We start from the raw sequence: 23,022 nt of genomic DNA, 5'->3' as shown, positions 1-23,022 counted from the left end.
CACCGGGATCGGGCGGCCCTTTCGTATCCGCGCACCGCCGCTGGCCGCCAAATATGATCATTAACGGTCACCGCACGACAGAAGGAGACCACTATGGGATTCACCCCCCTCGCCGGTACCCGGGCACCGGTCCGGGTCTGGACCGACCCGTACGCCATCGAGCCGCAGGCCGCCAAGCAGCTGCGCAACATCGGCGCGCTGCCCTGGGTGCAGGGTGTCGCCGTCATGCCCGACGTGCACTTCGGCAAGGGCGCCACGGTCGGCTCGGTGATCGCGATGCGGCAGGCCGTCTCGCCGGCTGCGGTCGGCGTCGACATCGGCTGCGGGATGTCCGCGGTGCGTACCTCGCTGACCGCCGCCGACCTGCCGGACGACCTGGCCGGGCTGCGCTCCGCGATCGAGGCCACCATCCCGGTCGGCTTCGCCCAGCGCACGGACTCGGTCGACACCCGTCGGATCCGGGGCCTGGAGCAGGCCGGCTGGGACGACTTCTGGGGTCGGTTCGCCGGCCTTGACCGGCGGGTGGCGCAGCTGGAGACGAGGGCGCAGCGGCAGATCGGCACCCTCGGCGGGGGCAACCACTTCATCGAGGTCTGCCTGGAGCAGGGCGGCGCCGACGAGGGGCGGGTCTGGCTGATGCTGCACTCCGGGTCCCGCAACATCGGCAAGGAGCTGGCCGAGCGGCACATCGGGGTGGCCCGAAGGCTGCCGCACAACGTCGACCTTCCCGACCGGGACCTGGCCGTGTTCCTCGCCGGAACGCCCGAGATGGACGCGTACCGGCGGGATCTCTGGTGGGCGCAGGAGTACGCGCGGCGAAACCGGGCGGTCATGCTGGCCCTGCTCTGCGGCGTGGTGCGTGAGCACTTCCCGCAGGTCGGCTACGACGAGCCCATCAGCTGCCACCACAACTACGTCTCGGAGGAGAGCTACGACGGGGTGGACGTGCTGGTGACTCGCAAGGGCGCCATCCGGGCCGGCCGGGGTGACCTGGGCATCATCCCCGGGTCGATGGGCACCGGGTCGTACATCGTGCGGGGGCGGGGGAACCCGGACGCGTACTGCTCGGCGTCGCACGGGGCGGGGCGTCGGATGTCCCGGGCGCAGGCCAAGCGGACGTTCAGCACGGAGGACCTGGCCGCGCAGACCGCCGGGGTGGAGTGCCGCAAGGACGCCGGGGTGGTCGACGAGATCCCCGGCGCGTACAAGGACATCACCGAGGTGATGGCCCAGCAGGAGGACCTGGTCGAGGTGGTCGCGCACCTCAAGCAGGTGGTCTGCGTGAAGGGCTGACGTGCCGTGCGGGCCGGGGAAACCGGCCCGCACGGCCGCTGGTCAGAAGCCGACGAAGACCCGGCGCAGGTCGTCCAGGGTCACCGGGCCGGTCACCTGCACCCCGTCGGGGGTGTGCTGAGTGCCCAGCCGTCCGGTGGCCAGCCGCAGCCACGCCTCGGCCGGGGCCACCAGTTCCCCGTCGGGGCGCTCCGGCGCGTCGACGATCTCGACCTTCTCGCCCAGCCGCAGCCCGAACGTCCGCTCGGGCGCGTGCAGCCGGACCAGCACCGTGGCCTCCCCGCCGGCCAGCTCCTGGGGCCGGCTGGTCCAGGCCAGCATGCCGCCGATCTGGTCGAGCAGCAGCGCCACCGCCCCCGGCGTCACCGCCGCGAACGGGTTGAACGCCACCTCGGCGTCCCACTGGTGCAGGGCGAACTCGCTGAGCCGGAAGCGGGCCGCGGTGGCCACGTCGACCGGCTCCGGCAGGAAGCCGAGGTCGATCCGCATCGAGGCCCGGGTCTCGGCGTCCAGCGCCTCGTACGCCTCGACCAGCCGTTCGTTCGTGGCGAGGAACCCGGCGGCGTGCTCGGCCGGGGACATCGCGTCCCAGCGCGCCCAGACGCCACGGTTGAAGTCCCCGTCCGGGCCGGGCGCGCCGGAACGGGCGGCGTCCAGCGTCGCCAGGTTGATCTCGGCGCCGCTGCCCAGGTGGCTCAGCACCTGGGAGACCTGCCACTCGCTGGCCCCCGACGGCCGCAGCAGGTCGTCCTCCTTGAGGTCCCGTACGAGCGCGGCGAGCTCCTCGTGGCCCGCGCGCAGAGCGGTGATGATCTGGTCAGCAGGGGTCGACATGGATCTCCTCAAACGGATTCTCGACGATGGTCCGGACGCTACCGGACGTGGCCGCCGGCCGGCCCGCCCCGGTGTCAGGCGCGTTCCGGGCGGCGGCCACGTCGGTCAGGCTCAGCCCATGTGCACTGTGTTGCCGGTCGGGATGTCCTCCTTGCGGACCTTCACCAGGACCAGGGTGGCCAGTCCGGCGAGCACGATCAGCGCCGCGCCCCAGGCGAAGGCCACTCGGTAGCCGTGCACCAGCGCCTCGACCTGGTTGACCGGGTTCGGCGCCCGGCCGACCAGATAGGCGGCGACCGCGCTGGTGTAGAAGGTGTTCAGCAGCGCGGTGCCGAGCGAGCCACCGATCTGCTGGGTGGCGTTGAGCGTCGCGCTGGCCGCGCCGGCGTCGTGCTCCGGCACCCCGACCAGGGCGAGGCTGGACAGCGGGACGAAGGTGAAGCCCAGCCCCAGGCCCAGGACGACCTGCGCGGGCAGCAGGTGGGTGAGGAACGAGGTGTCCACGTCGATCTGGGTCAGCACCAGCATGCCCAGGGCGGCGAGCACCGAACCGGCGACCATCAGCGGCTTGGCACCCAACCGGGGCATCAGCTGGCTGGCACCACCCGCGGCGATCAGCACACCGGCGGTGACCGGCAGGGATGCGAGACCGGCTTCGAGGGGCTTGTACTGCAACACCACCTGGAAGTAGAAGGTCAGGAAGAGGAACGCCCCGAACAGGCCGGCGCCGATCAGCGTCGAGGTGAGGAACGCCCCACCCCGGTTGCGGTCCAGCAGGATCCGCAGTGGCAGCAGCGGGTGGCTGGAGCGCAGCTCGACCACCACGAAGACGGCGAGCAGCACCACGCCCGCGGCGATGAAAGCGAGCGTCGCGGTGGCGTCCCAGCCGTCCTCGGCGGCCTTGGTGAAGCCGTAGACCAGGGAGACCAGGCCGGCGGTCACCAGGATCGCACCGGGTACGTCGTAGCGGGTGTTGCCGTGGGCCCGGCTCTCCGGCACCAGTGGCAGCGCGAACGCGATGGCGATGGCGGCGACCGGGATGTTGACCAGCAGGCACCAGCGCCAGTCGGCGTACTCGGTGAGCACACCGCCGAGCAGCAGGCCGACCGCCGACCCGCCGCCGGCGATCGCGCCGTACACCGCGAAGGCCTTGGCCCGCTCGGTGGCCTCGGTGAACAGGACGGTGAGCAGCGCCAGCGCGGCCGGGGCGAGCAGCGCGCCGAAGGCGCCCTGCAACGCGCGGGCGGCGAAGAGCATCCCACCGGTGGTGGCCAGTCCGCCCAGGGCGGAGGCGAGCGCGAAACCGGTCATGCCGACCAGGAAGGTGCGCTTGCGCCCCCAGTAGTCCGCGATGCGACCGCCGAGCAGCAGCAGACCACCGAAGGCCAGCGTGTAGGCGGTAATCACCCACTGCCGGTTCGCGTCGGTGATCCCCAGGTCGGACTGGGCCTGCGGCAGCGCGATGTTCACGATCGTGGCGTCCAGGACGACCATCAGCTGTGAGACCGCGATGACCGCCAGCGCGATCCAGCGCCGCGGGTGCGGTGCGCCAGTCGACGGCCCGGCGTTGGGCGCGCCGGGCGCGGTCGAGGTGGTTCCGGGCATGGTGAAGCCTTCCGTGTTGCGAATATCGGTGAATCAGGCCGGCGAGGGACGGTCGTGCTGATAGCGGAGTACCGGGATCAGCACCTGGTCGACGACCTGGGTGAGGAACGCGTCATCGGCGGGTAGGCCGTGCGCGACGATGCGGGACATGGTGAGCGCGGGCGCCAGATCGTGGAACAGCTCCCGCTCGCCGGCCTCCGGCGGAATCTCACCGCGGGACGCGGCCCGGACCAGGATGGCGGTGGTCGCCACCCGCCCGGCCGGCAGCACCTGGTGACGCACCAGGCGTTCCAGCTCCGGGTTGGTCCGCATGGCGAAGGTCAACGCCTGCATGAGGTCGCAGTCGGCCGTGCAGATCGCGGCCGTGGCCCGCAGCAACTCGATCAGGTCGCCGCGAAGGGAGCCGGTGTCGGGCGGGTTGTGAACACCCACCTGCCGTTCGCGCAGGGCGGCGACGACCAGCTCGGCCTTGCCGTCCCAGCGTCGGTAGATGGTGGCCTTGCTGACGTGGGCGCGGGCGGCGACGGCGTCGATCGTCATCCGGTCGAAACCGACCTCGCGCAGGGTGTCGATGACGACGGTGAACAGATCGCTGTCGGTGCAGCGCGGAGCCCGAGCCGCCGGCACCCCGGCGCCCGCGCCCACCTGTTGACCACCCAGCATCTCGACCCCCCGCGAAACGATGTCGTACTGACCATAGTTCGCGGTTGGCTGGCCGTGCAGGGTTTCGTGAGTTGCCTCGCACTCGGCCGACGAAACGGTGACGTTTCACCTGGAGTCAGCCCGGGTGTCAGGATCGGCCCGGGTCGTGGTCAGGAACCCAGCGCCACTTCCACCTTCTTGCGGGTGCCCCAGCCGGTGCGCCAGCAGGTGGCGACGCCGTACCAGCGGATCGCCCGCAGCACGACCAGGGCGAACACCACAGCGACGGGAGTGAGGAGCCAGGTGCCCCACTGGTACGCGGTCGACTGGTCCGATCGTCGCACCGTCATGTAGCGGAGCGCCTGCCCGTACCCCACGATCAACGGCACAGCCACCAGCCACGGAATCGCCCGCGGATCGGGGTCGATGATCGGCGACAGGACCGCCACCGCCACGAACAGCACCGTCGCGACCACCGTGGCCGCCCAGCGCAGCAGATGCAGCCACCACGCGATCGACCGCAACGACAGGTACCGGACCCGCCACCAGGTTCTGATGAAGCTGCCGCGCATCCAGCGCAGGAACATCCGGCAGAAGTGCCCGGCGTTCTCCGGCATGAGGGAGAACGCGAACGCCGACGGCTGCTGCACGGTACGTCCCCGGACCATCGCGAAGAGGGTGAGGAGGGAGTCGTCGGAGAAGGGCACCCGCTGGCCGAAGAACGTCTCCGTCAAATACGCCCCGAGGTTGTCGCGAACCACCTCCGCGCGGTAGGCGGCGATCGGGCCCGAGTTCACCCACACACACCCGAACACCGACAGCGACGACCGGTCGGTGAGCTGCCCGGTCACCAGCCACAGGTCGGTGAACCGGGTGAGGAAGCTGCTGCGCACGTTCGCGGCCATCACCACCCCGGCGACGGACTGCACCGCCGGGTCGGCGAAGGGCTTCAACAACTCCCGGAGGGCGTTCGGGTCCGAGATGGTGTCCGAGTCCACCGTCCAGTAGACGTCGGCTGCCGGTGTCGACCGCACCGCGGCGGCCTGGGCGTGCCGCTTTCCGGCGTTGGGTTGGATGTGCCAGGCGGCGATGATCCCGTGTACCGGGGCGACGTCGAGAAACCACCGCTTGATCGGCTGGTAGCCCTCGGTCAGCTTCGACCCGTCGTCCACCACGTAGATGGTGTCTGGTTTGCGCGTTTGAAAGATCATGGATTCGAGGCAGGCCCGCAGCGCGCCCGGATCCTCGTTGTACGCCGGCACGACACCCACCACGTGCAGAGCGTCGAGGTGCCCCTGCATCCGGTCGGTGACCACGGCGGGCTTCTCCAGATAGGAGGTGCCGAGCTGCCAGATCAGCAGCAGAAACATGACGGCGTACGCGAAGGTGAAGCGGTGACCGCCTCCGTCGATGGCGCCGATCACGGCGAGGACGTGATGGGCGGTCCACGCCGCCGCGGCGGCCAGGACGACCGCCGCGGCGAACAGGACACGACCCCTCGTGACGCTCGCGGTCACTGTCCGACCGACTGCTGACGACGGAACGTCATTCGGATCATGATGAAGCCGACGAGGACGGCGGTCGCTCCGGTGAGGGCGATGGTGAGCGGCAGGGGGAGGGCGTAGCCGCCGATACCGGCCGCGCCGCCGATCGTGACAACGCCCATACCGGTACGGGGAAGGCTGCCACCGGACATGATGTATCTCCGCTCTGTGAGGGATGGTGAGGCTGTCGCGGCGACCGACGCGACTCCGATACGGCCGGTCACCACAGCGCTGAACAGCGAATATGACTCTGCGCAACGACGCGCTCACGTTGGCAAACATGTCTGTGCAGGTCAATCTCCAAGTTCACGGGGACGGTCGTCCGGTCCGGTCCGGCGTACCATCCCGCTGCCGGCGTGTCGGAGACGTTCTCACCGGCTCCACGGCGTGTGACCTGCGCTTTCACCGATTGGCCGCGCCAGCTGGGAAAACGCCGACGAGGAGCCGCTCTGTCGGGTAGACGTCAGGCCCGCACGTCGATGTCGACAAATGGATGACGCACCGGGTTAACACCCTCTCGGGCAGGGCGGTCAGTCGCGAGGTGCCAGGACCACCGGCACTGCCATCGTGTGGATCCGCTCGCCGTTCTCGGCCGACACCTCGTACACCTCGATGGTGCCCTTCTGTTCGCGGACCGTGCGCCAGCCGACCACGACGCGGTAGCCGCCCCGGCAGCCGCTGCCGCAACTGGCGGTGCCGAAACCGGTGGCCACCTGCCGGCCGGCGGCGTCCAGCACCCGGACGCTCACCGTCGCCTCGAACACGGTGGCGGTGCCGGTGACGACGAGGGGAGCGGAGACGCGCTCACCGGGGATCGGGCCGGTGACCACGATCGGTGGCAGCAGGTCCGCGTAGTCCGCCCGGTCGACCGGGGCCGCGTCGTCGAGGCGGACCTGACGCACGCTGGGGAACTGGGTGAGCGTCCACACCACCTGCGCCTCGCGCAGCCGCCGGGTTGCCGGGTCGCCGACGGACGGCACCCGCAGCGTCGCCATGCCGTCGGCGATGCGGGTGACCTCGACCCCGGCCGGAAGCAGGGTGATCATCCCGGTGGCGGCCTCGGCCGGGCTCGGCCCGGCGGCCAGTTCCGTCAGCGCCAGCCGGGACGTCGCGACAGTGCCCGGCCGCGTGCGCCGGGTCGGCACCAGCAGCCCGGCGCGGACGTACCACAGCTCCACTGTCACCGGGTCCAGCCGGCGCGTGCCGGTGGACGCCGTCGTCGACGGACCCGGCGGCCGGTTCGTGGGTGGTGGTGTCGTTGCCGTGGCCCGGGTCGGGGTGGGTTCCGGCCGGTCGGTGGGTGCGACGCTCGGCGGCGGCGCGGTGGGCGCCAGGCCGAGGTCACCGGAGCGGGACGTGCCGCAGCCGCTGAGCAGGAGCGCCGCGACCAGCGCCGGTGCGCCCAGCCCGACCGCACCGCGGCCGGTCACCCCACACCGCCCGGCGTGCCGGCGGTACGCCCAACCGGACCCGGGTGGGCGGGATCGTCCGGGTCTCGCAGGTCATCGCGCGGGCCAGCGGGCCCGGCGACGGGCAACTCCAGCCGGAACCGGGTGCCCTCGCCCGGTTCGCTGCGCACGCTCAACGCGCCGCCGAGCACCTCGGTGTGCTCCCGGGCGATGGCCAGCCCGAGCCCGCTGCCCGGCGCGGAGCGGGATGGGTCGACCTGGTGGAACCGGTCGAACACGCGGGGCAGGTGCTCGGCCGGGATGCCCGGCCCCTCGTCGGTCACCTCGAAGACGACCAGGGGCCCGGCGCCCACCACGCTGGCCGTGATCTCGCCACCGCCGTGCTCGACCGCGTTGGCGACAAGGTTGGCCAGCACGCGCTCCAGCCGACGCCGGTCGGTGCGCGCCGCGACCGGAACACCGGTGACCCGTACCCGGGGCGACCAGCCGCGCGCCGCCACGATGTCGTGCAGCAGCGCCAACGCGTCGACCGGCCCGACGGCCAGCTGCTCCTGCCCGGCGTCCAGCCGGGAGATCTCCATCAGATCCTCGACCAACCGGCGAAGTCGGACCACGTCGCCGACCAGCAACCGGGCCGCCGGCCGGGCGTCGTCGGGCAGTTGGTCGAGGTGCTCGCGCAGCAGCGACGCCGCGGCCACCAACGCGGTCACCGGGGTACGCAGTTCGTGCGCGACGTCGGCGGTGAAGCGCCGCTCGCGGGCCTGCGCGGCCGACAGCGCCGCGATCTTCGACTCCAGTGCCTCGGCCATCTCGTTGAAGGTCGCCGCCCAGGCGCTGAACTCGTCGCGCCCCCGTACCGGCAGGCGGGTGGCGAGCAGCCCTTCGGTGAGTGCTCGGGCGGCCCGGCTGGCCCGGCCCACCGGTTCCAACGTCCGGCGGGCCAACGCGTGACCCACTGCGGCGGCGAGCAACACCACCAGCACCCAGCCGGCCACGAGGGCGGTGCGTAGCTGACCCAGGTCGGTGGCGACGTCGTCCTCCACTGTCAGGACGTACAGCTCGGCGGTCGAGCCGGGGATGCGCCCACCGATCACCAGCAGCCGAGGACGCTCCGCCGGCGCGGAGCGCTGATAGCCGAGCCGCCCGTCCGCGACGACGGCCCGCAACCGGGTGCCCAGCACCGGGGCGTACGCGGGGTGCGAGGCTCGGGTCGGGCCGTCGACGAGCAGCACATGCCGACCGCTGGCCTCGAAACTGGTGAGCAGTTCGGTGCTGCGCTGCTCGGTCAGCGGCAGGAACTGCCCAGCGAGAACGAGCTGGTAGCGGGCGTCGGCGGCGGCCTCGTGCAGCGACGCGTCCAACCAGGACTGCCGCAGCAGCAGCCCGGTCCCGCCGGCGAGCAGCCCGGCCGAGACGCCGGCGACCAGGACGAACGCGATCGTCAGCCGGCGCCGCAGGCGCCCGGGCAACACCGCGTGTCCGGCCATCGCCGCCCCCGTCAGCCCGTCGACAGTTTGTAGCCGGCGCCACGTACGGTCCGGATCAGCAGTGGCTGCGCCGGGTCGTCCTCGACCTTCGCGCGTAGCCGCTGCACCGCCACGTCGACCAGTCGGGAGTCGCCGAGGAAGTCGTGGTTCCAGACCAGGTCCAGCAGCAGCTCCCGGGTGAAGACCTGGCCGGGCCGGCGGGCCAGCTCCAGGAGGAGGCGGAACTCGGTGGAGGTGAGCGCCACCTCCCGGCCGTGCCGGCGGACCACGAAGCCGCCCGGGTCGATCTCCAGACCGCCGACCTCGATGACGGTCGAGGGGGTCGGCAGGCTGACCCTGCGCAGCACCGAGCGAACGCGGGCCACCAGCTCGGGCAGGTCGAAGGGCTTGCGCAGATAGTCGTCCGCGCCGCACTCCAGCCCGACCACCACGTCGATGGTGTCGGTGCGCGCGGTCAGCATCAGGATCGGCACCTGGCTGGTGCGCCGGATCTCCCGGCAGACCTCCAGACCGTCGAGGCCCGGCAGCATGATGTCGAGCACGATGAGGTCGACCGGGTGGGCGCGGAACGCGGCCAGAGCCTGCCGCCCGTCCACTGCGGTGTCGACCCGGAAACCGGCGCGGCGCAGACCGAGGGCGGTGACCTCCCGGATCGAGAAGTCGTCCTCGACCACCAACACGCGGCCCTCCATCACCCGAGGGTAGACCCGGCGCCACAGTGCGTAGTCCTGGCGGAACGGCCGACATCGGCGGCCGGCTGGCCCCCCTCCGGGCGCCGCCGAACCGCTACCGTCAGGTGCTTTTGGCACCCCTGAACCAGCTCACACGAAAGGGCACGACGTGAAACGTCATGGCTGCGTGATCCGACTCCGCCCCGAGCAGCGGGAGACCTACCTGAGGTTGCACGCGGCCGTCTGGCCGAGCGTGGAGAAGACGCTGCGCGAGGCGAACTTCCGCAACTACACCATCTTCCTCCACGACGATCTGCTCTTCGGCTACTACGAGTACGTGGGCGAGGACTACGAGGCCGACCTGCGGCTGATCGAGGCGGACCCGCAGACGCAGGAGTGGTGGAAGCTGACCGACCCGTGTCAGGAGTCGATCGCCGAGCCCGGCTCGGGGGACTGGTGGGCCCCGATGCGCGAGGTCTGGCACCTGGCCGACGAGGCTTAGGTCGACGGTGTCGATCATGGAGTTGTGGTGCCCGTTTCGGGGACCGGCGGTCGCTTTGTCGCCCACCACAACTCCATGATCGGCGAGGCGGGGAGTTCGCCTCGAAAATCGCTGACAAAAATTCTGGGCGTGCTGTCGATTGGGAACGGTTCGGTTCGTAGCCCTGGTGAGAGCCCGGCATCGGAACGGGCCGCACACCCACTGGAGGGCACGATGACCGCCACTGCGAACACGACCCGCGCCACCACGCCGAACGTCGGTGCGCTGATCCGGACCGGTGTCGCCGCCACTGTCGCGGCGAGCGTCGCCACCACGGCCGTCGCCGCCGTCGGACACCTGGCCGGGATCAGCCTCGCGCTGGGCGGCGCCCCGATCCCCGTGACGGGGTTCGGTGTGCTGACCGCCGTCTTCTCGCTGATCGGTGTGCTGATCGCCGGTGTGCTGGCCCGTTTCGCCCGGCGCCCCCGGGTCACGTTCGTCCGCACGACCGTGGTGCTGACGGTCCTGTCCCTGGTGCCGGACGTGATCGCCGACGCCGGGACGGCCACCAAGGCGCTGCTGATGCTCACCCACCTGGTCGCGGCCGCGATCGTGATCCCCGCCGTCGCGCGCCGCCTGGCCGCCTGACCTGCACCCATCGCACCATCCATCGAGGTACCGGAGGATCGTCATGAAGCAGTACCTGCTGTCCGTGCACTTCCTCGAGGGCGCGCCGACGCCGTCCGACGAGGAAACGCAGACCATGTTCAGGGAGACCGGCCGGATCAACGACGACATGCAGGCCGCGGGCGCCTGGGTCTTCGGCGGGGGACTCACCTCGCCGGAGAGCGCCACCGTCGTCCGGGTCGAGAACGGCACCACCGCCATGAGCGACGGACCGTTCGCCGAGACGAAGGAGCACATCGCCGGGTTCTGGGTCATCAGGTGCGCGGACCTGGACGCGGCGCTGGCCTGGGCCGAAAGGTGCGCGGCGGCCTGTGGCCCGGTCGAGGTGCGCCCCTTCGACGACCTGTCCCAGGCCTGACCGGCAGCCGGTCTTCCGACATGGACCTGGCGAGCATCTACCGCGCGGAGTACGGCCGCTGCGTCGCCACCCTGGCCCGCCTCCTCGGTGACATCAACCTCGCCGAGGAGGCCGTCCAGGACGCCTTCACCACGGCGCTGCAGAAGTGGCGGACACTGCCGCCGAACCCGGGCGCCTGGATCGTGACCACCGCACGCAACCGTGCCGTCGACCGTCTTCGCCGGGAGTCGACCCGCGAGGCCCGCCACGCTCAGGCCCTGCTGCTGTATCACCAGGATGATCCCTCGGAGGTGGGACCGGTGCGGGACGACCAGCTGCGACTCATCTTCACCTGCTGTCACCCGGCGCTGGCCCCGGAGGCGCGGACGGCGCTCACCCTGCGTCTGCTGGGCGGTCTCGACGTACCGGAGATCGCCCGCGCCTACCTGGTTCAGGAGGCGACCGTCGCCCAGCGGATCGTGCGCGCCAAGAGGAAGATCCGCGACGCCGCCATCCCGTACCGGGTACCGGCCGAACATGAGCTGCCGGACCGGCTGCCGCCCGTCCTCACCGTGCTCTACCTGATGTTCAACGAGGGCTACGCCTCCACCGCCGGCCCGTTGATCAGAACGGACCTGTGCGCCGAGGCGATCCGGCTGGCCCGTGAACTCGCCGCGTTGATGCCCGACGAGCCCGAGGCCCTGGGCCTTCTCGCCCTGCTGCTGCTGACCGAGGCGCGCCGCCCGGCCCGGCTCGGCCCGACCGGCGACCTGGTGCTGCTGGCCGACCAGGACCGGTCACTGTGGAACCGGCAGCTCATCACCGAGGGCCATGACCTGGTCCGCCGATGCCTGCGCCGCAACCGGCCCGGCCCGTACCAGATCCAGGCCGCGATCAGCGCCGTGCACACCGACGGCGCCGCAACCGACTGGCCGCAGGTCCTGGCACTGTACGACCAACTCCTCACGCTCGCGCCAAACCCTGTCGTGGCGCTCAACCGAGCGGTCGCCGTTGCCGAGGTGCACGGGCCGGCGGTGGCCCTCGCCGCGCTGGAGGGCATCGACCTACCGGGCTACCACCGGCTGCCCGCCACCCGAGCCGAACTGCTCGCCCGGCTCGGACACAACGACGAGGCCCGAGTCGCCTACGAACAGGCCGCGGCTCTGGCCACCAACGCGACCGAGCGGGCCTACCTGGAGACCCGTCGCAACGAACTCACCAGTGAACGGAGAGCATGATGACCGCCACCTACACCGTCGACGTCTTTTCCAGCCTCGACGGCTTCGGCACCACCAGTGGAAACTGGGGCGGCTACTGGGGAAAGCAGGGCCCTGAACTGCTCGCGCACCGCCTGTCCGTCTACAGCGTGGATCAGCGCATGGTCTTCGGGGCCAACACGTGCCGGGTGTTCGCGCAGATGCTGGCCGCGAGCACCGAGGAGTCCGAGGTCCGCGACGCCTGGGTGACCCGGATGAGGAGCCTCCCGGCGACAGTGGTGTCGAACTCGCTGGAAGGCCCCCTCGACTGGCCGGACGGGGCTGTCGTGCGCGGTGACGCGGTCGACGTCGTCGCCCGGCTCAAGGAGGAGTCCGCCGTCCCCCTGCGATCGCACGGCAGCCTGTCGTTGAACCGGGCGCTGATGGCCGCCGGACTGGTCGATCTCGTCCAGGTGACCCTCTTCCCGGTGATCACGGGGCAGACCGGTACCGAGCCGATCTTCCAGGGAGCGGCCGACTTCGACCTGGAGTTGATCGAGAGCCGGACCCTCGACGGTCGCACCCAGGAACTCCTCTACCGGCCCACCCTGCACGTGTGAGTCGCGCGTCGCCTGGCCATCCGCCGCGTCCGGCGAATGGCCAGGCGGGTCGGCCGGTTCCGGTCACCACTGGTGGGCGACGTCGAGCACCACCCGGCTGTGGGTGCCGGGACCGGCGAGCACGAGCACCCGGAACGGCAACCGCGCCCGTACGCCGACGGCGAAGGTGCTGTAGCCCTCGAAGCTGCCGCCGAAGACCACGTCGCGCAGCGTCTCGTAGCGCAGCAGATTCGCCACGTGCTCGCCGACCGCGTAGGGCAGGGTGCCCAGGTGGTCGTCGTCGTACGCCGGGGCCCGCAGCGAGACCCGCAGCAGCGCCCCGCCGGCGGTGTACGGCGACAGCGCCAGCCCTTCGCCCTCGGTCCACGTCTCGCCGTAGCCGACCGCGTAGCCGTCGACCGGGCCGTTGAACTCGAAGACGACCCGGTCGTAGCAGTCGTGCCGGCCGGTGCGCACATCGATCAGCGGGGCGTCGCTCAGCGCGCCGGCCGCCTTCTCCGCGCTGCCCCAGGTGATCCCGCAGTACGCCGCTGTGGTCGTGGTGCCCTCGGCGGCGCTGCTGCCCGCGCTGGCGACCAGCCCGGCGAGGACGACCGTCAACGCCGTCAGTGTGCTCCTGATCCTCATTGTGGTTTCTCCGTTCGGTACCGGGGTCACGTCGCGGCGGCGCTGCCGGTGACCCTCTGCCGCCACCGTCGTCCTGCCCCGGCACAGGAGCTTCGCTGTGACGTAACCGCCGAGTAACGGCAGGCGGTTTGACCGTCAGCCAGGTCGGCGGACGCCTGGTGCTCGGCAACTGATAGGCACTGATCCGCCGCCGGTATGACGCTTCCGCTATGCCGAACATCGACCGCCGTCACATTAATATCGGCATACATCGATGACCGACGGCTGACGGCCGCCGGACGACAGCAGGGGAGTACCCGATGTTCCGAGGACAACTGAGACGCGCGGCGATGGCCATGCTGGTGGCGATCCTGGCGGCGGCCGGGATGCAGCTCGCCACCGGCACGCCGGCCGCCGCCGTCCGGACCGTCTACTACGACGCGAGCCGGACCGGCGAGTTCCGCACCAACTTCGACCAGGCGGCGCAGATCTGGAACAGCCGGGTCAGCAACGTCCGACTCCTGGCCGGCACCCCGGCCAGCATCACCATCTACGTCGACGACGGCTGGCCCCGCGCGCAGCCGACCGGCCTCGGCTCGGGCCGGATCTGGATGGGCCGCACGGCCGTCAACCAGGGCTACGACCGCACCCGCATTGCCACCCACGAAGTCGGCCACATCCTGGGCCTGCCGGACCGGCGCACCGGCCTCTGCTCCGACCTGATGTCCGGTAGCAGCGCACCGGTCTCCTGCCGCAACGCCAACCCCAGCGCCGCCGAGGCGAGCCGGGTGAACTCGCTGTTCGCCGGCACCCTGGCCGCGCCGGCCAGCACGACGTACACCTGGAACGGCGACTCGGACATCGCCCCGTTGGTGGTCGGTGGCCGGCCGGCCACCGAGAACTACCCCTTCATGGTGTACGTCTCCGGCTGCACCGGCACGCTGATCAAGGGCAACTGGGCGGTCACCGCCAAGCACTGTTCGACGCCGTCCTCGGTGCGGGTGGGCAGCGTCAACCGTTCCAGCGGCGGGACCGTGGTGCGGGTGACCCGGGCGGTCAACCACCCGAGTGTCGACGTGAAGCTGCTGCAACTGGCCAGCTCGGTCACGTACGCGCCGGCCCCGATCCCGAGCACCTCCGGCGCGGTCGGCACCGCCACCCGGATCATCGGCTGGGGTCAGACCTGCGCCCCGCGGGGCTGCGGTTCGGCCCCGACCGTGGCCAACGAGCTCGACACGTCCATTGTGGCCGACAGCCGGTGCTCCGGCATCAACGGCCCGTACGAGATCTGCACCAACAACACCAACGGAAACTCCGGCGCCTGCTACGGCGACTCCGGTGGCCCGCAGGTGCGCCGGGTCAACGGAGTGTGGAACCTGATCGGCGCCACGAGCCGGGCCGGCAACAACAACTCCACCTGCGCCACCGGCCCGTCCATCTACGTCGACCTGCCGTCCATCCGGTCCTGGATCAACACCCAGGTCGGCGGCCTACCCGTCTGACCAGCTCGGACGCTGCGGGCGGAGGACGCGACAGGCGACCTCCGCCCTCGGCGCGTGCTCTAGGGGACCGGGCCACCTGCGGCGGCGAGTGCCTCCAGGAACTCCCGGAGGCGGCGCGCGCGGCGAAACCGCCCCTCGAAGAGACCGATCTGCCACGCGGCGGGGCTGTCGACGCTGCTGCGCCAGTGCTCGGCGAGCTTCTGCGTGTCAGCGTTCGCTGTCAGCGCCTCCGCTGCCGCGGGTGGCAGGTCGAGGACGAGGAGCGGGCCTCCGGGGCTGTCGCGCTCCACGCGAACGCCGCTGAGCGCACGGACCGGCAGCCGCAGGTCCCACCACGCCGGGTCATCCGGGTCGGCGTCGGCCAGCTCATCGGCCCACACTCCGCGCAGTCGGCCGCGGACCTCTCCGTCGGTGACCGACAACATCGGAAGCCCGGCGCCGCCGCCATACCAGGTGACGGCACCGATATTCACCATCAGCAACAGCAGGGGGGCGGCCACCACCACGGCCGGCGCGGCGGCGAACGGCAGCCACGGCACCTGGGAGGCCAGCGGCGCGGTCACAAAGGGAGCCAGGAGCGCGGCGACGGCCACACCGAAGACCCCGCCGACAGTCACCGGGCGCATCTGATAGCCGGCCCTGATCGGTCGCAGCGTGCCGAGCACCCGCAGCAGGCGTCGACGCATGCGCAGCTCTGGCGCCCCGGTGCTCACGGCTGGCCGAGGCCGGCGCGCAGCTGCTCGAGTTTGTCCCGCTGCGCGTCGACGAGCCGCCGGTACTGGGCGACCTGTTCCTGAGCCTGCCGTACTGCGTCGGCGCCGTACATGTCGGTGCTCTGAGTGACCTGCGAGACCGCGTCCGCCAGGCTGGCGCTGGCCGCGTCGGCGGCCCGGCCAGCGGCGGCAAGAATCGCCTCCCGCAGCTCGTAGGTCTGCATCCGTCGGGTGCCCGCCGCCAGGTCGATGTCGACGAGGCGACCGCTCGCGTCGCACGTCGCGCGCACCAGCTCCGCGTCGTCGGTGCCCTCGCCGGTGAGGTTCTGCGTGGCGGCGGCGAACCGGGTCGCCTGCTCGGCCATTCCCTCGATCCGGCGTTGCACGTCTGGGTCGATCACGAAGGCTCCTTGTGGCGGAGGTCAGGCGAAGTTGTCGCCGACGCGGAACTCGGTCAGGTCCGGTGTGCCCGCCGCACCGTCGTCCGGCAGCGCCATCAGCTTGAGAAAATCCTTGGCGAGCCCGTTGATGAGCGCCAGGACCAGGCTGCCCAGCGCGGTCGCGCCGGCGATCATGGTGGTGACGGAGCCGGCCATAGCGGCGCCGGACACCTGGATGATCGGCTCCAGCGCGGGTGCGGCAAAGGGTACGAGTTGGGCGGCGCGCATGGTGATCAGCCAGACCAGGAACGGCCCCGCCATCGCACCCAGGGCGAGCCACAGACCGGTGAGGGCGATATCCAGAGAGTGCAGGGTCTCGCCGAGGGTGCGGATGTATGCGCCAAGCTCGTCGAGATGCGCCTTGAGCTTGGTCGACATGATGACGAAGCTGTCCTTGCCCTGGCCCTTCCAGGTCGCGGTCGCCGCCGAGCAGATCTTGTCGAAGTTCGCGTTGAGCGCCTTCTGCAGATTGTCGCCGTGCCGAATCAGATCGGCACCGGCCTGGGCGATACCGACGGGGTTGGCCACGAACAGGGCCGCGCCGGTCACGCCGACGATGAACGTCGGGCACAGCGCGGCGCAGGCCGACAGGCCAGCCATGATCGCGCCAATCTCCGCCAGCGTGATCGAGGCACCAGCGGCGACGAGCAGCGCCGGATCCTGGGCGAGCTGGGCAGCACTGGTCTTGCCGTAGGCATCGCCGAAACTGCTCGTCGGCACCGGCGTGCCACCAAACCCACCCACGTGCAGGTTCTCCGCGCGCTCGTACTGATCCGCGACGACGCCGAGTTTCTCGCCGATCTGCCGGCACACGTCCGCAGCACCCCGCACGTCCTTCACGAGGAATTCGACGCGCTGGATGTAGAGCGCCTCCACCGGCGACAACGCGATGCCGAAGCCGGGCGCATCGATGGCGGAGTTGCGGGCGAACTCGTCCGCCTCGGTCGCGTAGTCCTCAGCGATCGTGGTGCCGAGGGTTCGCGCACGCTCGCGAATGTCAACCGGGTCCACCGCGAAATCGACCATGCCGCCCCCTCGCTGCCCGCCGCGTTCCTGGCATCGTAGGCGAGGAGGGCGCAGCCGGCTGTCCTCGAACGTGACACGCGTTCGTCGCCCCGGTGTGCGGTGTCACCCACGCGATCCCACTACGCGGTACGGTGCGTGGCATATCGGCACATCGGAGGTGGCGTCATGCCTACCGTAGTCGTCCTCGCGCTGGCCCTCGCCCTCGCGCCCGCGCCGTCCCCGTCGACCACCTCGAACCCGCTCGGTGACATCGTCGGCGGCGTCGGCCAGATCGTCGACGACCTGCTCGGCGGCGACACGCCGAGTGCCGCTCCGACGCCGAGCGCCACTCCCACCGCGGCGGCCACGCCGAGTCGGCCACCGGTCGCCGGTCAGCCCAGCCCGGTGAAACCCGTCGCGATCCCCGGGCCGGCCGGGACGACGAGCGGCGTCCCCGCTCCCGCCGCACCGGATCGCCGCACCGCCGGCGAGGGCACCGGCACCCGCGAGGCCGCCGTGCCCTGGCGCGACGGCGACACCCCCGCACCGACGCCGCCGCCGGCCCTGGCCAACCCCACCCGGAATGCCTGGCCACCCGCGTCGTACCTGCTGGTCGTGGCGGTCCTCGCGGTGCTGGCACTGCTGCTCCTGCGCCGCCGGGCACCGGCCCCCGCCGCCGCACCCGACCCCGGTCCGGTGCCGGACTCCGGGCCGGCGCCGGATCCCGGCCCGGTGCCGGACAACGTCAGTCGACTGCCGACCAGCCTCAACGCCATCTACGAGATGGGCCGGCAGGACGAGCGCCTCGAGCAGGAGCGTCGCCGCCGTACCTGACGGCATGCCGTCCTCATGATGCCGAGTAGGCGCCCTCCCGCCGGGGGACCGCGTCGTCGTAGGCCCCGACCGGCCCGCTGTAGCGGGCCTTGCCCTTCGGGTACGGCCAGGCGTTCGCGGTGCAGCCGTGCAGGCCCAGCGTCTGCTGCTGCATCACCGGCGCCGGCCGGCCCCGCCCGGGGCACCGTTCGTGGCCGTGCCCGAGTTTGTGCCCCACCTCGTGGTTGACCATGTACTGCCGGTAGGTCTCCAGTGTCGCGCCGTAACCCGGCACCCCCTTGACCCAGCGCGCCACGTTGAGCACCACCCGGCCGCCGTTGCGGCAGGAGGTGTAGGCGTCCGGCACGTCCTGGCAGAGGGTGTCGCGGGTGCCGGGGGTCGCCAGGTAGATGGTGAAGTCGGTCGGTTCGCCGGCACCGACCCGGCGCAACCGCCACGCCCCACCCGCCGTCCACCCGCGTGGGTCGTTCAACGTCGCGGTGATCGCCGTGGCGATGTCCTTGGCCGGCAGGCCCCGGATGTCGCGCTCCACGGCGACCCGGTAGCGCAGTAAACTGCCGGCCGTCGCGCGTCCGGGGGCCGTCTCGCCGGGCGCCACCGACCAGCGGTTGCCGCCGGTGGCGGGGTAGCTGACTCCGATGACGGGCGCGGAACTGGGTCGGACCTCGGCGGCCACGGTCGGCCGCACGACGGATGTCGCCGGTCCACCGGGCGGCGGCGCGGCGGCGACCGGGTCGGTGGCGGGTTGCCCGGCGGCGGGCAGGCCGCACCCGGTGAGCAGCGCCACCACCAGCAGTGACGCCATCGAGGCGGGACCCCAGCGGCGGGTAACCTTCGTCGACATGTCTCTCCCCTCGCGCGTCGCTCGGCGGCGGCGCGGAGGAGAAGACGGGTGACAGTGGCGAAAAGTTGATGTGACCCAGCGCTCAACCTTTTGCCGACCTCGCCCGTCTCTGGCTCTGTGGCACGGGGAGGGTTCGCGGTGGCGCGGGGTGACGCCGATTTCGTCGAGTTCGCGCGGGCGGCTTCCGCGCGACTGGTGCACGCCGCGTTCCTGATGACGGGTGACCACCACCAGGCCGAGGACGCCGCGCAGACCGCGCTGGTGCGCACCTACGCGTCGTGGTCGCGCATCCACGACGACGACGCCTACGGGTACGCCCGCCGCACGCTGGTCAACCATCTGGTCGACGGGTGGCGACGGCCGATGCGGGAGTACCCGACCGACGAGGTGCCGGAGCAACGGCGTGGCGACGTGGCAGACGACGTGGCAGACGACGTGGCCACCCGGCGCTGGTTGATCACCATCCTCGGCGCGCTCAGCCCGCGGGAGCGCGCCATCGTCGTCCTGCGCTACTACTTCGACCTGCCCGAGGCGCAGGTGGCCCGGGAACTTTCCGTATCCGTCGGCACGGTCAAGAGCACCAGCTCGCGAGCTTTGGAGAAGTTGCGCACCGCCGCGCCCCGCACGGCCGACGAGAGGGCGCGCCGATGAGCGAGCTGGAACGGCTCCGCGACGCCATGCGGGCGACCGAGCGCCCCGACGCCGTGCTCGATCTGGCCACCGTGATGCGCGAGGGACGTCGGCTGCGTACCCGTCGACGCGTCGCCGGAGCCGGGGCGGCGACGTTCGCGACCGGCCTGGCCGCCGTGGTCGTCGTGGTGGCTGTCGGCGCGTCCGGGCCGGGCGATCCGGCGCCGATTGAGCGCCCGCAGCCGGTCGCCGTCGCTCCACCGTCGGTCGGTGTCTCGCCGCGGGCGGAGAAGTCGCCGGGCTCCACGCTGCCACCGACGGTGGGCCGCGACGTGCCGCAGCCGAAGCCGATGGGCCAGATCGTGGACTCCCAGGTGCGGCACGGCGCCGACCGGCGGGTCTACTACTTCGTGTCGGTGTCCGTGCCCGGCGAACCCAAGGTGTCGATCGGTCTGGCCGCCGGTCGTCAGGCTCCGGACGGCTCGCTGAGCACGGACATCCTGGTCAACGACGTCCGCGGCAGTGACCGCAGCGCCGGGTTCCACCAGATCGGCTACGACGAGGGCGCTGCCGCGCCGGTGCCCACCTTCGGCTACTTCGTCGGCCCCGCCAAGCGGATCATCGGCACCGTCGACGATCGGCAGGTCGATGCCCGAGTGGTGCCATGGAGCGCCGACAAGCAGGTGATGATCTTCTGGTTCGACCCGGCGCAGCTCAGTCCGGGGGAGCGGCTGGACGGCATCGTCGCCCACGACGCCAGCGGCCGCCGACTCTGACGCGCTGCTGCCGCTCAGGCCAGCCGACGCTCGATGGTCACCGTCGTCCCGTCGGCAGTGGAGACCAGCCGCACGTCACCGTAGGCGTTCATCAGCAGCGCGCCGCGTCCCCGGTCCATCGCCGGCCGGCGGTCCCGCCAGGTACCGAAGTCCCGAATCGAGATCCGGATCAGCCCGCCACCCACCTGGACGCGCACCCGTACCTCTGGACGCCTGGGTCGCTGTGCGTGCTCGACGGCGTTGTTCACAGCCTCGGAGGCGGCGAGCAGGAGATCTTCCAGCACGTCCGGGTCGACGTCCAGCTCGACCAGCGCGCCCCGGACGTCCCGACGCATCGCGGCGGCCGAGGTCGGCGCGGACGGGAATGTCCACCCGACGTCCAAAAGGTCGCCCAGCCCGTCGGGCTCGGCCGGCGCCGGCTCGATGACGACCGCGTCGCGGACGGGGTCGACCGTCGGGCTCGGCGTGCCGGGACCGACCGGGGCGGTTCGGGCCGGGGGAGCTGCGGCAGCGACCGCCGGAGGGTCGCCGACGACGGCCACGGCAGGGGTACGGTCGCCGGCTCGGCGGATGCTGGCCCTGATCCGGGCGATCAACTCGGCTGCGGCGAACGGTTTGACCACGTAGTCGTCGGCACCCAGGCTCAGGCCCTCCACGCTGGCCTCCCCACCCGCACGGGCGGACAGCACCAGCACCGGCAGCGCCCGGGTCGTCGGGTCGGCGCGTAGTCGGCGCACCAGGTCGAAGCCGTCCAGCACCGGCATCATCACGTCGGTCAGGACCAGGTCGGGCAGATCACGGTGAATCTCGTCGAGGGCCTGCCGGCCGTCGGTGACGGCCCGCACCCGCCAGCCCTGCCCGGTGAGCAGCCGGGTGAGGTACGCCCGCATGTCGGCGTTGTCGTCGGCGAGCAGGATCCGGGCCCCGGCCAGCTCGTCGGTGGCCGCCCCGGACGTGGGATCGGGCTCGGTCGGCGCGTCGTCCGGTTCGGTGAGCCAGCCCATCGTCTCCGCGACTGCGGCGCGGGCCGCGTCACCCCGCCCGTCCACCGCCGGCCCGGTGATCGCAGTGCGGTGCGCCGCCGACCAGGGCAGCGTCACGGTGAACCTGCTGCCGACGCCCACCTGGCTGGTCACGCGCACGTCGCCGCCCTCCAGCCGGGCCAGTTCGTGCACCAGGGCCAGGCCGATGCCGGTGCCCTCATGACTGCGCGAGCGGGCGCCCTGCACCCGGTGGAAGCGTTCGAAGAGTTTCGGCAGGTCCCGTTCCGCGATGCCGATGCCGGTGTCCGCGACGGTGAGGCGTACCCCCTCGTCGTCGGTGTCCAGGGTGACCCGGATACGGCCGATGAACGTGTACTTCAGCGCGTTGGAGAGCAGGTTCGTGACGATGCGTTCCCAGTTGACCGGGTCGACCGCGACCGGCCGGGGCAGCGGCGGACAGCTCACCTCGAGGGTCAGCCCGGCCCGCTCGACGGCGGCCCGGAACACCCCGGCGAGTTCGGCGGTCAGCGCGGCCAGATCCACCATCCGGGCGTCGCTGCGCGCCCGCCCGGCCTCCAGGCTGGAGAAGGTGAGCAGGCTGTTGACCAGCGTCAACAGTCGGGTGGCGTTACGCCAGCCGGTCTCCACCCGCTCCCGCTGCACCGCCGCCAACGGCGCGGTGGCGTCAGTGAGGGCGTCGGTCAGCGGGCCGAGGATGAGGGTCAACGGGGTACGGAACTCGTGGCTGACGTTGGCGAAGAAGTCGGTCTTGACCCGGTCCAGTTCCGCCATCGCCTCGACCCGGCGCCGCTCCTCCTCGTACTCGCGGGCGTTTCGCAACGCCACGGAGATCTGCTGGGCGAGCAGTCGGTGAAAGGAGTGGTACGCCTCGTCGAGCCCTCGGCTGGGGCTGACCCCGGCGAGCAGGACGCCGAGCGGCTGATCCTCGTCGGCGGAGGGCAGCGGCAGCGCCAGCGCGGTGCGGACCGGGTCGTTCCACGGGCCGGCGGGCAGCGGCAGCCGGTCGGCGACGTCGGTCACCGGGGTAGCCCGGCCCTCGGCGGCGTCCGTCAGCCCCCAGGTGTACGAAGGCGGGCCCGGGTCGGTCAGCTCGACGGCGTCCGGCAGGGCCCGAGCGTGCCGGTGGTCGCCGCCGGTGCAGCCGACCCGGCGCAGCGCCGTGCCGTCGCGCAGGTAGATGGCGGCGAACGGCACGTCCAGGGGGTGGCCGTCGATCACGTCGATCAGCCGGGCGGCGGTGGCGTCCACGTCGACGGTGCGCCCGTCGCCGAGCACTGACAGGTCACGCAGGAGGCGGAGCCGGCGTTCGCCGATCACCTGCTGGGTGACCTCGCTGCACACGGTCAGGACGCCGACGGTGCGGCCGTCGTCGTCGCGGGCCGGGGCGTGCGAGACGCTGAAGTACGCCTCCTCGCGGTAGCCGGCCCGCTCCAGCAGTAGTTGCAGCGCGGGGACCCAGCTGGCCACCCCGGTCGCCATGGCCTCCTCGATCAGCGGGGCGAGTACGGGCCAGCCCTCGGCCAGCGTCACCCGTACGTCGTCGCCGAGCGCGGCGGGGTGCTTGTCGCCGATCAGCGCCGAGTACGCGTCGTTGTAGAGCTGGGAGTAGCTCTCACCCCAGAGCAGCAGCATGGGGTACCGGGAAGAGAGCACCATCCGTACGGCGGCGCGCAGGCTCTGCGGCCAGCCGCCGACCGGGCCCAGCGGGGTGTCGGCCCAGTCCAGTCGGGCCATCAACAGCCCGGTGTCGCCGCCGCCGAGGAACAGGTCAGTGCTGGGTCGCGTCACGCTCGATCCGACCCCATCGCAAGCCCCCGTTCCGGGCCCGACGACCCCTTCCGTGTTACCTACCCATCCTGACA

The 23,022-nt window shown here is 71.7% G+C and carries 24 protein-coding genes; 10 read left to right on the top strand and 14 right to left on the bottom strand.

All coding sequences use genetic code 11. From position 1 onward, the window contains the following. The first annotated feature begins 93 nt into the window (after positions 1 to 93). A complete protein-coding gene (locus tag ABZU43_RS26220) occupies positions 94 to 1,293 on the top strand; it encodes an RtcB family protein (RefSeq protein WP_355009123.1) in 1,200 nt (399 codons plus the stop codon). A 42-nt stretch (positions 1,294 to 1,335) separates the two neighbouring features. On the opposite strand, the gene ABZU43_RS26215 is transcribed toward ABZU43_RS26220, so the two are convergent. From ABZU43_RS26215 to ABZU43_RS26180, 8 genes are all read right to left on the bottom strand, one after another. Beyond that, positions 1,336 to 2,127: a maleylpyruvate isomerase family mycothiol-dependent enzyme gene (locus ABZU43_RS26215; protein WP_355009122.1), complete on the bottom strand. Its 792-nt coding sequence runs from the start codon at positions 2,125 to 2,127 to the stop codon at positions 1,336 to 1,338. Between the two features lie 111 nt (positions 2,128 to 2,238). Then, positions 2,239 to 3,732, bottom strand: coding sequence for an MFS transporter (locus ABZU43_RS26210; protein ID WP_355009121.1), 1,494 nt, complete (start codon positions 3,730 to 3,732; stop codon positions 2,239 to 2,241). Between the two features lie 33 nt (positions 3,733 to 3,765). Then, the gene (locus ABZU43_RS26205; RefSeq protein ID WP_355009120.1) at positions 3,766 to 4,395 is read right to left on the bottom strand and encodes a TetR/AcrR family transcriptional regulator; all 630 of its coding nucleotides are present in this window, start codon (positions 4,393 to 4,395) and stop codon (positions 3,766 to 3,768) included. A 149-nt stretch (positions 4,396 to 4,544) separates the two neighbouring features. Continuing rightward, on the bottom strand, positions 4,545 to 5,891 hold the full coding sequence (locus ABZU43_RS26200; protein ID WP_355009119.1) for a glycosyltransferase: 1,347 nt from the start codon (positions 5,889 to 5,891) through the stop codon (positions 4,545 to 4,547). Beyond that, positions 5,888 to 6,070 (bottom strand): hypothetical protein, encoded by a 183-nt coding sequence (locus ABZU43_RS26195; protein ID WP_355009118.1) that lies wholly within the window; start codon positions 6,068 to 6,070, stop codon positions 5,888 to 5,890. Before ABZU43_RS26195 ends, ABZU43_RS26200 begins: the two co-directional genes overlap by 4 nt. A gap of 378 nt (positions 6,071 to 6,448) precedes the next feature. Next, a complete protein-coding gene (locus tag ABZU43_RS26190) occupies positions 6,449 to 7,348 on the bottom strand; it encodes a Gmad2 immunoglobulin-like domain-containing protein (RefSeq protein ID WP_355009117.1) in 900 nt (299 codons plus the stop codon). Continuing rightward, a complete protein-coding gene (locus ABZU43_RS26185; RefSeq protein WP_355009116.1) occupies positions 7,345 to 8,814 on the bottom strand; it encodes a HAMP domain-containing sensor histidine kinase in 1,470 nt (489 codons plus the stop codon). The genes ABZU43_RS26190 and ABZU43_RS26185 overlap by 4 nt, the downstream gene beginning before the upstream one ends. An 11-nt stretch (positions 8,815 to 8,825) precedes the next feature. Further along, positions 8,826 to 9,506 (bottom strand): response regulator transcription factor, encoded by a 681-nt coding sequence (locus ABZU43_RS26180; protein WP_355009115.1) that lies wholly within the window; start codon positions 9,504 to 9,506, stop codon positions 8,826 to 8,828. Positions 9,507 to 9,672: 166 nt separating this feature from the next. On the opposite strand from ABZU43_RS26180, the gene ABZU43_RS26175 reads away from it, so the two are divergent. The 5 genes from ABZU43_RS26175 (at position 9,673) to ABZU43_RS26155 (ending at position 12,806) form a co-directional block, all read left to right on the top strand. Beyond that, positions 9,673 to 9,987 carry an L-rhamnose mutarotase gene (locus tag ABZU43_RS26175; RefSeq protein ID WP_355009114.1) on the top strand — a complete coding sequence of 105 codons (315 nt, stop codon included), beginning with the start codon at positions 9,673 to 9,675 and terminating at the stop codon, positions 9,985 to 9,987. A gap of 213 nt (positions 9,988 to 10,200) precedes the next feature. Then, positions 10,201 to 10,614: a DUF6069 family protein gene (locus tag ABZU43_RS26170; RefSeq protein ID WP_355009113.1), complete on the top strand. Its 414-nt coding sequence runs from the start codon at positions 10,201 to 10,203 to the stop codon at positions 10,612 to 10,614. Between the two features lie 43 nt (positions 10,615 to 10,657). Next, positions 10,658 to 11,011, top strand: a complete 354-nt coding sequence (locus tag ABZU43_RS26165) for a YciI family protein (protein ID WP_355009112.1) — start codon at positions 10,658 to 10,660, stop codon at positions 11,009 to 11,011. 20 nt (positions 11,012 to 11,031) lie between these two features. Then, complete coding sequence (locus ABZU43_RS26160) at positions 11,032 to 12,228, top strand: RNA polymerase sigma factor (protein ID WP_355009111.1); 1,197 nt, start codon at positions 11,032 to 11,034, stop codon at positions 12,226 to 12,228. Further along, positions 12,228 to 12,806, top strand: a complete 579-nt coding sequence (locus tag ABZU43_RS26155) for a dihydrofolate reductase family protein (protein ID WP_355009110.1) — start codon at positions 12,228 to 12,230, stop codon at positions 12,804 to 12,806. Before ABZU43_RS26160 ends, ABZU43_RS26155 begins: the two co-directional genes overlap by 1 nt. A gap of 63 nt (positions 12,807 to 12,869) precedes the next feature. On the opposite strand, the gene ABZU43_RS26150 is transcribed toward ABZU43_RS26155, so the two are convergent. Continuing rightward, positions 12,870 to 13,433 carry a hypothetical protein gene (locus ABZU43_RS26150; protein ID WP_355009109.1) on the bottom strand — a complete coding sequence of 188 codons (564 nt, stop codon included), beginning with the start codon at positions 13,431 to 13,433 and terminating at the stop codon, positions 12,870 to 12,872. A 299-nt stretch (positions 13,434 to 13,732) separates the two neighbouring features. Between ABZU43_RS26150 and ABZU43_RS26145 the strand changes: the two genes are divergently transcribed. Further along, positions 13,733 to 14,914, top strand: coding sequence for a snapalysin family zinc-dependent metalloprotease (locus tag ABZU43_RS26145; RefSeq protein ID WP_355009108.1), 1,182 nt, complete (start codon positions 13,733 to 13,735; stop codon positions 14,912 to 14,914). A 59-nt stretch (positions 14,915 to 14,973) separates the two neighbouring features. Here ABZU43_RS26145 and ABZU43_RS26140 read toward each other — a convergent pair whose 3' ends face one another. From ABZU43_RS26140 to ABZU43_RS26130, 3 genes are read right to left on the bottom strand one after another with little or no spacing between them, the layout of a single operon-like run. Next, positions 14,974 to 15,600 (bottom strand): hypothetical protein, encoded by a 627-nt coding sequence (locus ABZU43_RS26140; protein ID WP_355009107.1) that lies wholly within the window; start codon positions 15,598 to 15,600, stop codon positions 14,974 to 14,976. Between the two features lie 23 nt (positions 15,601 to 15,623). Continuing rightward, a complete protein-coding gene (locus ABZU43_RS26135; protein WP_355009106.1) occupies positions 15,624 to 16,028 on the bottom strand; it encodes a YbaB/EbfC family nucleoid-associated protein in 405 nt (134 codons plus the stop codon). A 21-nt stretch (positions 16,029 to 16,049) separates the two neighbouring features. Next, positions 16,050 to 17,093, bottom strand: a complete 1,044-nt coding sequence (locus ABZU43_RS26130) for a hypothetical protein (RefSeq protein WP_355009105.1) — start codon at positions 17,091 to 17,093, stop codon at positions 16,050 to 16,052. 165 nt (positions 17,094 to 17,258) lie between these two features. On the opposite strand from ABZU43_RS26130, the gene ABZU43_RS26125 reads away from it, so the two are divergent. Continuing rightward, positions 17,259 to 17,906 (top strand): hypothetical protein, encoded by a 648-nt coding sequence (locus tag ABZU43_RS26125; RefSeq protein WP_355009104.1) that lies wholly within the window; start codon positions 17,259 to 17,261, stop codon positions 17,904 to 17,906. 13 nt (positions 17,907 to 17,919) lie between these two features. On the opposite strand, the gene ABZU43_RS26120 is transcribed toward ABZU43_RS26125, so the two are convergent. Further along, positions 17,920 to 18,750: a DUF3152 domain-containing protein gene (locus tag ABZU43_RS26120; RefSeq protein WP_355009103.1), complete on the bottom strand. Its 831-nt coding sequence runs from the start codon at positions 18,748 to 18,750 to the stop codon at positions 17,920 to 17,922. A gap of 138 nt (positions 18,751 to 18,888) precedes the next feature. Here ABZU43_RS26120 and ABZU43_RS26115 point away from each other — a divergent pair, with 138 nt between their 5' ends. Both ABZU43_RS26115 and ABZU43_RS26110 read left to right on the top strand, forming a co-directional pair. Further along, on the top strand, positions 18,889 to 19,401 hold the full coding sequence (locus ABZU43_RS26115) for a SigE family RNA polymerase sigma factor (protein WP_355009102.1): 513 nt from the start codon (positions 18,889 to 18,891) through the stop codon (positions 19,399 to 19,401). Further along, the gene (locus tag ABZU43_RS26110) at positions 19,398 to 20,156 is read left to right on the top strand and encodes a hypothetical protein (RefSeq protein WP_355009101.1); all 759 of its coding nucleotides are present in this window, start codon (positions 19,398 to 19,400) and stop codon (positions 20,154 to 20,156) included. The genes ABZU43_RS26115 and ABZU43_RS26110 overlap by 4 nt, the downstream gene beginning before the upstream one ends. A gap of 14 nt (positions 20,157 to 20,170) precedes the next feature. Here ABZU43_RS26110 and ABZU43_RS26105 read toward each other — a convergent pair whose 3' ends face one another. After that, the gene (locus ABZU43_RS26105) at positions 20,171 to 22,948 is read right to left on the bottom strand and encodes an ATP-binding protein (RefSeq protein WP_355009100.1); all 2,778 of its coding nucleotides are present in this window, start codon (positions 22,946 to 22,948) and stop codon (positions 20,171 to 20,173) included. Positions 22,949 to 23,022: the final 74 nt, after the last annotated feature.

Origin of the sequence: Micromonospora sp. NPDC005205, from assembly GCF_040608275.1 — a bacterium.
In the GTDB taxonomy this organism is placed as follows: domain Bacteria; phylum Actinomycetota; class Actinomycetes; order Mycobacteriales; family Micromonosporaceae; genus Micromonospora.
The sequence above is the reverse complement of the archived record's forward strand: the minus strand, read 5'-3'. Positions and strand labels throughout refer to the sequence as shown.